Annotated in this window: 8 protein-coding genes; 7 read left to right on the top strand and 1 reads right to left on the bottom strand. The window is 33.9% G+C overall.

The window, feature by feature from the left end; translation table 11 throughout:
* Positions 1–33 precede the first annotated feature (33 nt).
* The gene (locus COC46_RS05725; protein ID WP_098808781.1) at positions 34–3798 is read left to right on the top strand and encodes a S8 family serine peptidase; all 3765 of its coding nucleotides are present in this window, start codon (positions 34–36) and stop codon (positions 3796–3798) included.
* A 508-nt stretch (positions 3799–4306) separates the two neighbouring features.
* On the opposite strand, the gene COC46_RS05730 is transcribed toward COC46_RS05725, so the two are convergent.
* Complete coding sequence (locus COC46_RS05730) at positions 4307–4489, bottom strand: hypothetical protein (RefSeq protein ID WP_098808782.1); 183 nt, start codon at positions 4487–4489, stop codon at positions 4307–4309.
* A 421-nt stretch (positions 4490–4910) separates the two neighbouring features.
* Here COC46_RS05730 and COC46_RS05735 point away from each other — a divergent pair, with 421 nt between their 5' ends.
* The 6 genes from COC46_RS05735 to COC46_RS05760 all read left to right on the top strand — a co-directional run bounded on the left by COC46_RS05735 (position 4911) and on the right by COC46_RS05760 (position 11965).
* Positions 4911–6041, top strand: coding sequence for a CaiB/BaiF CoA transferase family protein (locus COC46_RS05735; RefSeq protein ID WP_098808783.1), 1131 nt, complete (start codon positions 4911–4913; stop codon positions 6039–6041).
* Between the two features lie 46 nt (positions 6042–6087).
* On the top strand, positions 6088–8178 hold the full coding sequence (locus COC46_RS05740; RefSeq protein ID WP_098808784.1) for a DUF262 domain-containing protein: 2091 nt from the start codon (positions 6088–6090) through the stop codon (positions 8176–8178).
* A 226-nt stretch (positions 8179–8404) separates the two neighbouring features.
* Positions 8405–9211, top strand: coding sequence for a protein phosphatase 2C domain-containing protein (locus COC46_RS05745; RefSeq protein ID WP_098808785.1), 807 nt, complete (start codon positions 8405–8407; stop codon positions 9209–9211).
* Positions 9212–9806: 595 nt separating this feature from the next.
* Positions 9807–10295, top strand: coding sequence for a VanZ family protein (locus COC46_RS05750; protein WP_098808786.1), 489 nt, complete (start codon positions 9807–9809; stop codon positions 10293–10295).
* Positions 10296–10486: 191 nt separating this feature from the next.
* A complete protein-coding gene (locus COC46_RS05755) occupies positions 10487–10957 on the top strand; it encodes a hypothetical protein (RefSeq protein WP_098808787.1) in 471 nt (156 codons plus the stop codon).
* A 555-nt stretch (positions 10958–11512) separates the two neighbouring features.
* Entirely contained in the window at positions 11513–11965 is a 453-nt protein-coding gene (locus COC46_RS05760) for a GNAT family N-acetyltransferase (RefSeq protein WP_098808788.1), read from the top strand.
* Positions 11966–12259: the final 294 nt, after the last annotated feature.

The following is a 12259-nucleotide window of genomic DNA, read 5'->3' on the forward strand; positions in this document are numbered from 1 at the left end:
GCTTTTTACTTTATCAGAATAGGAGAGTGTAAAATGACAGGAAAGCCTAAGTTAAATAAGTATGTTACTGCGATGATGACGACAGCTCTTATTGCTGTTCCGACTTTTCAAGCGCTAGCTGCTGGGACAAGCAATGTGAGTTTAAGTTCAGCAAATAGCAGTTCAGTTGAATCGAATCTTCAAGGAATTAACGCAAAAGCAAGTACAGGGAAACGTGTGATTACACTGATTACAGGTGATGTTGTAACTGTAACAGAGTTTGCAGACGGAAAAAATGTGATCAGCGTTGAGTCGGCAGATAAAGCTAACGGCGGTTCACACATCATGACAGTTAACAAGGATACCTATGTAATTCCAAAACAAGCGATGCCTTATTTAGCTTCTGGTGCATTAGATCGAAATTTATTCAATATTACTGCATTAATTGCGGATGGTTTTGACGATGCTTCTCAAAAGACATTACCTGTTATCGTGCAATATTCAGAGTCAAAAGCTCGTTTGGCGGTGAAGCCAACTTTAAAAGCTTCAAAGAAAACACATGAACTTGAAAGTATAAATGGGGCAGCACTTTCTGCTGATAAGAAGGATTCAAAAGAGTTCTGGCAAGATGTAAAGAAAAATCTACCATCTGCAAGTTCTACGAAATCTACAAAATCATTAGTTACACCAGGAATTGAAAAAATTTGGTTAGATGGCCGTGTTAAGGCTACTCTTGAACAAAGTGTTCCACAAATTGGAGCACCTACTGCGTGGAATGCTGGATACGATGGAGCAGGTGTAAAAGTAGCAGTTCTTGATACAGGTATCGATGCTCAGCACCCTGATGTAGCAGGTCAAATAAAAGAAACAAAAAGCTTTGTCCCAGATGAAGATGTACGCGATTTCCATGCACACGGAACTCACGTTGCATCAACTGTACTTGGTACAGGTGCGGCATCAGGCGGGAAAAATAAAGGTGTAGCGCCAGGAGCAAGCTTACTAGTAGGGAAAGTGTTAAGTAATGATGGTTATGGTCTTGATTCTTGGATTATTGATGGTATGGAATGGGCTGCACATAATGCCAAGGTTGTAAGTATGAGTTTAGGTAGTGATCAGCCAAGTGATGGTACTGACCCGATGGCTCAAGCTGTAAATAATTTAAGTGCTGAGACTGGATCTCTGTTCGTTATTGCGGCTGGTAATACAGGTGGTGAAGGAATTGGTTCACCAGGAGCAGCGGATGCGGCACTTACGGTTGGTGCGGTTGATAAGTCTGATAATCTTGCTTATTTCTCATCAAAAGGGCCACGATTTGGAAGTGAAGGGTTAAAGCCTGATCTAACAGCACCAGGTGTAGACATAACTGCAGCACGTTCTCAATATTCAACTAATGGAAGTGGATCTTATCTTTCTATGAGTGGTACTTCGATGGCAACGCCACATGTGGCAGGGGCAGCTGCAATCCTTTCACAACGTCATCCTGATTGGTCAGGGGCTCAATTAAAAGATGCTTTAATGAGTACTACTAAAAAGCTAGATGATATCAAGCCGTTTGAAGGTGGTACTGGAAGACTTGACGTTGTAGCAGCAACTTTAGGTGATTTACGTGCGACAGGCTCTCTTGATTTTGGTTTCTATGCTTGGCCTCATGATAATGATGCTTCGAAAGAGAAAACAATTACGTACACAAATGATAGTGATAAGGCAGTAACGTTAGATCTTTCTGCAAAGATTACCGATAGTAACGATGCAGATGCTCCTGATGGTTTGTTTAAACTTTCAACAAACAAAGTAACTGTACCAGCAAAAGGTAGTGCAAATGTGACTGTGACACTTGATCCGAATGCAGGAGCTAATGGTTCTCGTTATCAAGGTCAAATTTCTGCAAATGTTGATGGTAAAACAGTTGTGCATACTGCGGTGGCTATGATTAAAGAAGAGGAAAGATATCCACTTACTTTAAAAGCAATTGGTCGCGACGGTAACCCAACTCTAACGTATATTAATCTACTTGGCCCAGATGGTATTCCAGAGTTTTATGCAATTGACGGTACAACAGAATTACGTCTAAAACCAGGAACTTATTCTGCAATGTCAATGATGGATGTTGATGCTGAAACAGATCATGCAGGTGTTGCGTTTGTCGGTAACCCAGAAATTAATTTAAATGGACCTCAAACTGTTACATTGGATGCACGTAAAGCAAATGAAATTACAGCAAATGTACCAAATAAAACAGAAGCAAGTTTTAGAAAAATGGAATATTACCGTGAAATAGATGGCAACAGTGTTGGTGACATCTTTGTGATGCCAGTTACAGTTGATAAGATGTATGCTGAGCCAATTAAAAAAGTTAAAAAAGGGAAATTCGCATTTAACACTCGCTGGAGATTGATTGAACCATACATGACAATTAATTTCAAAGGGAATGAATTAGACGATATTCCACAAGCTGGAAGTACGTTACTAGATGGAAAATACAACTTAGACGCTGTTTATGCAGGTAAAGGTGCACCAGCAGACTATAAAGGACTAAACGTTAAAGGGAAAGCAGTTATCGTTGATCGAAGTGATGAAGTAACTGGTTCTGAGCGCGCTGCAGCAGCATACGCAGCAGGCGCAAAATTAGTTATTACTGTAAATGATGGTGAAAAAGAACTTAGTGAATATGTTGGAATTGAAAATGAAGATTATTCACTTTCAGATTCTCCTATTTCGGTTGTAGCAATTAGTCAAACAGAAGGTAAAAAGCTAATTGAGGCTGCTAAATCTCAAAAAGCGAAAATTGACGTAAAGGGTACTCCTAATACGAAATATGTTTACGATCTTGTTGATAACCATGACAATGCAATTCCAAATGACGTAACTTATTCACCTAAAGCAAATGAACTTGCAAAAATTAATGCTCAGTATAAATCAGATCGTCCGGCTGCAGGTGGCGAATTCCGTTGGGATATCCCGTCATACAGACCAAATGGTGTAGGTTACCAATTTAAATTAGACTTACCATCAGTTCGAACTGAATGGGTTTCTACTCAAAAAGGTACATCTTGGTACCATCAAGCTAACGTATTAGATGCTGCTTGGGAAGTGCGTCAACCAAAAGCAACATACAAGCCAGGTCAAACGCTTGATGAAGATTGGTTCTCACCAGTTGCTCGTCCTCGATTAGGTGATGGCTTCTGGAAGCCATATCGAACAGGAAACAACTTAGTCATCAACATTCCTGCATGGGCTGATTCTGGAGTAGGAACGACCGGTTCAGAAACAAATTATCCTGGTTCACAAACTCTAAAACTATATCAAGGTTCTAAACTTATAAAGGCAGCGGATGGACAAGCAATTTACGCATTTACCGAATTCCCAACTGCAAATACACAGTACAAAGTAGTTACTGATGCTTGGCGTGACCCAGCACGCTTCGATAAATCTGTTAAAACACACACTGAGTGGACATTCTGGTCTAAGCAACAAGAGGAATATAAAACAGAACTTCCATTAATCTCACTAGATTATAATGTAGATACTGACATGAACGGCAATGCAAAATCAGGCCGTTGGATCGATTTAGGCTTAAAAGCCATCCCTGTAGCTGATGCACCAGGAAGCGGTAAAATTAAAGGTGCAACGTTAGAAGTTTCATATGACGAAGGCAAGACTTGGGAAATTGTTAATTTAAATCGTGAAAAAGATGGATGGAAAGCAAGAATCGAAAACCGTAAGAAGGCAACTTCTGTATCATTAAGAGCTAGTGCTTGGGATGATGCAGGTAATAGTATTAATCAAGATGTAATTAAGGCTTTTGGATTGAATAAGTAGAAATGGTAGAAGGCACCTTCCTTTTTTGGTAGGTGCCTTTTTTTGCGTTGAATAAAAATTGCGAACACTATTTGAACAATATTGAAATAGTTGTGAACTACGTTGATATAATATTAAAACTCGTTGATATAATATAATTCTTCGTTGATATATTGCTAATAGTCGTTGATATATTGCTAATAGTCGTTGATAAATTACTTTTACGGAATGCATTCGCCCGCATTTTCAGATTATTAATGGATAAAACCACAAACAGTTAGTGAACACGGCATGAAAAATGATCGAAGTGGGTTAATAATCAATGAAAGTGGCTTAAATACCGGCCGAAGTGGCCCAATAATCAATGAAAGTGGCTTAAATACCCATAGAAGTGACCCAGTTATCAGAGAAACTGACTTATTAATCCACGAATCTTGCTCAGCTCCTACTGAAATTCGCAAATTAAATGAAATTCTCTATCCCCACCAACATAAAAGGCACCTTCAAAATAGAAGGTGCCTCTTAACTATTAAACGTTTTGCTCAGCTTTTTCAGCGTCCAATAATTCTTGCATGAATTTAAGATTATATGTATGGCTTTCTTTAAGTCTACTGTGTCTTGTTAGTTTAATTAGATTTTGGTAGTAAGCAATTTCTTCCTCTAGTGATGAAATGACATTTGTACGATATTCTTTTAATTCTTGTTCGTTCATTTTTCATTCCTCCTATAATAGGGATTTAATAATTTAAGTATATCCTTTTTGATTGTAACTATAAATAATTTAATTGTTAATTTTTATTAAACTTAAAACGAGGTTTCTTAGGATGTATCGAAAAGACTGTATGTATTTATTTGTCATTAGAGCATAAACGGTCCTAATTTAGTAATGTTTTCTCCAAAATCTGTATGAAGGGGAGTTATTTAAAATAGCAAATCATGAATACAATAGCCATGATGATTAATAAAATTAACTGGAAGTATCTTTCATCCACTTCGACTGTTGAAGAATTTGGGACGATAGTTGGGATGCTGGGGTTATTGTAAATCATGGATTTAAAGGGAAATATAAATAAAATTTAGGTTCGATTTAAGAAGTGACATTTAAATCGCTTTTTTAAGAAAGGGAGAATACAATGAGCCTACTAAAAGGATTGAAAATATTGGATTTTTCAACTTTGCTACCTGGTCCTTATGCAACGATGATGCTAGCAGACCTTGGCGCAGAAGTATTACGCGTCGAATCACCAACTAGACCAGATCTAGTACGAGATGGATACCCGCGCGATGGGAAAGATTCAGTTGCACACGGATACATAAACAGATCGAAACAGTCGATTGCTTTGGATTTAAAAAAAGAGCAATCAATTAAAATCGTAAAAAAATTAATTGAAGAATATGATATCGTGATGGAACAATTCCGTCCTGGTGTAATGGAAAGATTAGGTTTAAGCTATGAAGAATTAAAGCTGATTAATCCAAAATTAATCTATTGTTCTATTACAGGATTTGGACAAACGGGTCCTTATCGAAATCGCGCAGGACACGATAATAATTATTTATCGATTTCAGGAGTTGCAAGTTATTCTGGACGTAAAAACACAGGCCCATCACCTGCAGGGGTGCAAATTGCGGACGTTGCTGGCGGTTCATTACATGGTGTAATCGGAATCTTATCGGCTGTTATTTATCGTAACCGAACTGGTGAAGGGCAATGGCTTGATATTAGTATGACAGACTGTAGCTTTGCATTAAACGCATTAGCAGGTCCAGATTGCTTAATGGGAGGCATTAACCCTGAGCTAGAAAGTACAATGCTAAATGGTGGAACATTTTATGACTACTATGAAACAAAAGATGGACGCTACTTTTCTGTAGGAAGTATTGAACCACAATTTCGAAAACTACTTTGTGTAGGAATTGAAAGAGAGGACTTAATCGAACTTAGCTTTAGTTCAAAATCTGAAGATCAGATTGCGTTTAAAGAAGAAGTAAGAAATGCCTTTCTCACAAAAACATTTAACGAATGGAAAGCAACCTTTGAACTTTTAGATGCTTGTGTTGAACCAGTTCTTACACTGAAAGAAGCTAGTGAGCATCCTCAAATTGTTGAGCGAAATATGATTGTTAATGTTCCAAAGCCAAATGGTGGTTATCAAAAACAAATCGCAAGCCCAATTAAATCGAATGTATTTGTTCCTACATATAGACATATTGGGGCTGGACTTGGTGAGAATACTGAAGAGACGATTGGAAAATTACGTTGAATTGTTAGTAGTTGTATAAGAGCCGTAATTTAAGGAGTTGTGACTATTGCATGAATTAGAGTCTTTAAAAAGTATTTTTAAAGATAGGATTTTTAAAATTCCGGATTATCAAAGGGGTTATGCCTGGACAAACAAGCAGTTAAAGGATTTCTGGGAGGATGTTGTCAATTTACCAGTAGAAAAATTTCATTATACTGGTTTACTTTCTTTAAAAGCGGTTGATAAGCAAAGTTGGAAAGACTGGCACGAAGAACGTTGGTTAATAGAAGATAGAGGTTTCAAACCATTTCACATAGTGGACGGTCAACAACGATTAACTACATTTGTAATATTAATCCAAGAGATAATTAATCTCTTTAAATCTTTACATCCTGATAAAAATGATGAAGACATTTACATAGGTACTTTTAGTCTGAAGCAAATAAAAGAAGAGTATTTAGTTGTTCAGAAGCCACCCCAATTTATCATAAATACATATAAATTTGGATATGAAACCGATAACCCTAGTTTTAAATATTTAAGGCACCGTATATTAGAAGAAAATGATGGAGGTAGTATACAGGAGACATTGTATACTCTCAATTTAGAAAATGCAAAGCGTTTCTTTGGAGAAAATTTATCAAATTATTTTCAAGAGTATGGTATTGATGAAATAGAGAAGATGTTCAAAAAAGTAACTCAAAACCTTATGTTTAATCTTCATGAAATTCATGATGACTTTGATGTATTTGTAGCTTTTGAAACGATGAATAATCGAGGTAAGAAATTATCTAATTTAGAGTTGTTAAAGAATCGTCTCATTTATCTCACAACCCTTTACGATGATGAAGAACTTGACATTGATGATCAAAAGATATTGAGAGAGAAAATTAATGATGCATGGAAAGAAGTATATTATCAATTAGGGAGAAATAAACAAAAACCGCTTTCCGATGACGACTTTCTTACCGCTCATTGGATCATGTATTTTCAATACACTCGACAAAAAGGGGACGATTATATTCGTTTCTTACTTGATGAAAAATTCACACCCAATAATGTTTATAAAAAGGTTGATGTTAAAGCCACTTCCCTAATGCAAGTGGAAGAACAAAGAGACTCTACTCAAGAAGTGGATGATGTGGCTGAAGAAGAACAACCACTTATGTTTAAACAAAAATCATATTTATCACCAAAAGAAATAGAAGAATATGTTGGAAGCTTAAAATCGACAGCCGAACATTGGTACAATTCTTTCAATCCTTTTGGTGATAATCAGTTAACTACAGATGAAAGATTATGGATTGATCGCCTTAACCGGATCGGAATTGCCTATTTTAGGCCACTCGTTACAGTTTCATTTATTGCCAAGAACGTGGAATCTACAGACAGAATACTTCTATTTAAAGAAATAGAAAGATTTATATTTATTGCATTCCGATTAGGACGGGCATTTACGACATATAGAAACAATGAGTTTTATAAAACTGCCAGACAATTACGTAATGGGGATATCACAATAAATGAAATTTGCACCTCTTTATACCATCATATTGAGGGTTGGCTAGAACCAGAAAGTGCCTTTGATTATCAGCCTTTCAAAACGTATATCCAGCGTCGTTACAAAAATGGTCATGGTTTCTACGACTGGAATGGACTTCGTTATTTTCTATACGAATACGAAATTGAAAAAGTTCACCAATTTGGGAATCAAAAAATCGACTGGCAGTATTTCGTTAAAAGCGAAAAGGACAAAGTTTCAATAGAACATATCTATCCCCAAACCCCCAACAATGATTATTGGATAGAGAGGTTCAATGATTTCTCAGAGGAAGAGAAGTTAATTTTAACAGGTACGCTAGGTAATCTTCTACCACTATCAAGTATGATTAACTCAAGTTTACAAAATGATAGCTTTCCAGATAAAAAAACTGCAAAACTTAATGCACAAGGACAAAAAGTTAGAAGAGGCTATTCTGAAGGTTCTCATAGTGAAATTGAAGTTTCTAAATACGAAGAATGGAATGCAGCTAACATACTTGAACGCGGATTAAAGTTACTCTCATTTATGGAGAGACGTTGGAACATAAAATTTCCAGACGAAGAAAGTAAAGTAGATTTATTGTTTTTAGGTTTTTTAGAAAAAAATAATGAATAGTATATTCAAATATATTTATTGTAAAAATGTATTTCAAGTCGGGGCCAAGGGGCTTGTCATGATTGAGAATCATTGTATTAAGGTGTCCAAACTGGACATCTTTTTATTTTGGTTATTATTTTTTATGTTTTTTAGAATGAAACTTTTTTATGTACATATTACTTAGTAAGTTCAATAAATTGAAGAATTGTTTAATGTATTAACCATTTTAGGTGGTGACAAAAATTTGGAGATTAATACAAGTTTTAGAGTATCTCTTTCCAAAAAAGTGGCCGAAGATGCTATGCTATTAAACAACAAACTAAATGTATATGGAGTTTTTGATGGAGCTACTCCAATAAGTTCATTTAAAAATGCTGAAGGTATGAATGGAGCATATTTAGCATCAAATTTATTTAGACTGTATTTTGAAAATCATTTTCAATCAAAAATGACTCTTTCAGAAGGAATAATACAAGCAAACAGAAGACTGATGGAAGAAATGAAATTAAATAATGTAGACATAAACCGCCCAGAAGAATTGTGGACAACATGCGTTGCCATTGTAAAAATCGATAAGCAAAAAGTATCATTTGCACAGCTTGGAGATTGCATGATTTTAGCTGAATACCATAATGGTCATATAAAAACACTGACCAAAGATACTGTGAAAGGTATAAGTATCAGGGCAAAGGCTAAACGTGAGAAGGATCGAAAGAAAGGATTAATTTTACCAGAAGAATCCTATTTCCATTCGATTAAAAATCAACTGATTTATAATCGCAGTATGGCAAATACGGTTGATGGTTATTCTGTTGCAAATGGAAAAGAAGTAGTCAAAAATTATATCCAATCGGGGTATATAGATACCAAGAATTTAAAGTCAATTTTACTAATCAGTGATGGTTTATTTCATCCTAAATTTGACTTAATCCATGCATTTAAAATAATTAATGCAATTGGCTTGGAGGAATATTCATACCAATTAGAAAAGGAAGAGTTGAAAAATAAAGCTCATTCGGATGATAAGACGGGGATATTAATTCGGTTTTAGATTATCCTTTAATGCAAAAATATATTTTAGTAGCACAAATAAAGAATAAGGTGTCGAATGCGGCACCTTTTTTTATGCTCACAATTATGGTAGAACAACGGTTTATTTGTTCAATTAAAAAGCTTTATAGTTAATTAATTGAACTATAATTTTTTGTTACCTATTCCTTATTCGAAAAAATCTATATTTATGGAAAATTATGTAATAAAGTTGGTAAATCAACTTTTTTGAAAGCATACGAGTATTGCTATATTTAAAAAATGTGGAGTTAAGCGAATTTGGTTACATCCTTCTGAGGAAGGTGCACCATTGTATAAAAAATGGGCTTTACTTATAAAAATAATAAAATAGCAGTTGTTTCTATAAATCGTATCCTTATAATTCTCTGCGTTCGTAAAAGTTTATTGATGAAAATGTTTTGATTTTAGATCCAATTAATGGATTTAAGAAAAATTTAAGATTTACCCCATTCTTTTTTTAATAAGTTTTTCTTATTCTTAAAGCATATGAGCGTATTAATAACCACTAGACGAACATTGCTATTGTGAGTTTTAAAGATACCAGCATTAGTGTTTTAAGAATTGGAGGAGAAATATTGAAAAATAAAAAACTAACTTTCTTATTATTTATAATCTATTTTTTAGCACTAAATTGGTTAGTGCTTTTTAAATTACAGCTTTCTTTTAATCAAATAGATCGAGTGCGAATCATTAATATGATTCCACTTAATGGGTCTGTCTTTTCTGAGGTGTACAACAATATTAGGATTTTTGTGCCATTTGGTATTTATATTTGCATGTTGAAAAGTAACTGGTCTGTTATGAAAAAACTTCTTTCAATTTTTGGTTTAACTCTGGCATTTGAGACGCTACAATTTGTTTTAGCAATCGGAAGAAGTGATATTACTGATATACTGGCCAATACAGTTGGAGGTGCAATCGGTATTGGAATTTATGAGTTTTTCTTTAAGATTCTAAAACACAGAACAAATAAATTCATCAATATATTTGCGTTGGTGCTAACTTCTTGCGCATTACTATTTATTATCCTTATATTTAAAAGACACAGGATCCTTTATTTATAGTGTTTAGAAAGTTAGGGGATTCTGCTTAGGAAACATATTTATATTGAGCTCATGCCATAGGTTGTATTATATAAATAAAAGGGAGTGATTATTACAGAAGGGCGATTAATTTTGTAGGCTACATAACGAACGAATTGCTTTAATTGAATTTTGATTCTAAACTGATTACTGACGTAAGGATTGAATGTAAAATGAAAATATCTAAACTTAGCATATCTAAAGTAAATAGAGAAGGTTATCCAGGTAAAATCGTGTACGCAAATTTTAATGTGGATGGTATTCCACTTACAGAATTTGATGCAATTGAAAGTTTAGAATTAGTATCTTGTTTAGGTTGGGGACCAATATCTTTTCAAAAGAAGCAGATTAAAAGATTACTTTTGGATAGCAAATCTGATTTAGAAAATAACAGAAATTCTCTGTATATATGTCCATGTACAGATTTGGGTTGCGGAGCAGTTTCTTTAAAAATAAGAAGGATTAATAATGAGATTATTGCCTGGTCTAACTTTTGTCATGAAACGAATGATGAATTCGTTGATAGCCGTGACAAAATTAAAATAGGAACTTACTACTTTGAATGGAAACAATATAAAGAAGCAATTCAGAGTACCCTTTTATTAGGGGAACCTGACTACTGGCATGGAGAAAAAAGGCAATAAGTTATACAACAGTATTCAAATATGTAGGTTGGATAAATATTTCAAATGAAGAATTTTTATTAAATGTATAGAAATAAACAAGGAAATGAGAGTTTGTTAATCTTGTTCGAAAATCCATCTATTTAATTTAGTAGCTATATATATTTGTAATAATTGGCTTTTATTTTTACTATTTGGCAATTTCAAATTTCATTTAAGATTTAAGTGATAATTATTAATTCGTAGATATTTTCAAAACTATTATAGAAAACATACTTAGATGAGATTCGAAAATAGGATGGAAATTATTTATAGCGTTTTTTTACTAACTATTAATTCTGAACATTTATTGGTATTTTCAGGTGCGAGTATAGAATGCATAATTATGAATCTAACGCATTGCTTTAATTAAATAACAAAAGAGGATGATTGTTTATTTTAATTAGATCATCCTCTTTTGTTATATCCCTGGTTAGTTAAATAGGAAAAACGTCACGATTAATAATTGGGAATATTTGTTAAAATTTTGATTAGTGAATGTTAATATTGCTCAAACAACTGTAAAAAGGAGAAATTATGCAGATCAAAAAAGTAGAACTTGTGGAATTAAATGCTGAAAATTGGTATGAATGCTGTCAATTGGAGGTATCTGAAAATCAAAAGAGTCACATTGAACCGAATGCAATTTCAATTGCTCAATCTAAATTTGAATCATCACTAAAACCGTTTGCTATTCAATTTGAAGGCAAAACAGTTGGTTTTTTAATGTTTAATACGATTGAAGAAGAGCTAAGTGGCTATTGGATTTATAGAATAATGGTTGATAAGAACTTTCAACAAAAAGGAATTGGGAAAATTGCAACTCAGTTAATGATCGAAGAAATGTCTAAAATACCAAATGCTAAAAAGATAGTTGTAGGTTATCATCCAGAAAACTTAGGAGCACATAATTTATATTTAAGTTTAGGGTTTATCGATTATGGTAATCGTTTTGGTAAAGAAATGGCAGTCGTATTAGATATTAAGTGACTAACAATTTCTTTCGAGTGGTGATTATAGTGTAACTTTTTAATCTTTTTATTTTACCCAGAGATAACAAGAATGAACGTTTTACTCCATAGAATCTATAAAGTGATAACCAAAACATTATTTCAGCTAATACTTCTAAAGGTTGAAGAACTAGAGTGCACTCCATTATTGGGGTGCATTTTTTATAATTTTTTTGAATTAAAAATTAACTCATTCAACAATAGTACTAAGGCGAAATGCCCAACTGGGTACAATAAAATGATAGATAATGAGAAAAAATAATCAAAAATATGT

It is taken from the genome of Bacillus sp. AFS041924, assembly GCF_002577195.1.
In the GTDB taxonomy this organism is placed as follows: Bacteria; Bacillota; Bacilli; order Bacillales; family Bacillaceae_G; genus Gottfriedia.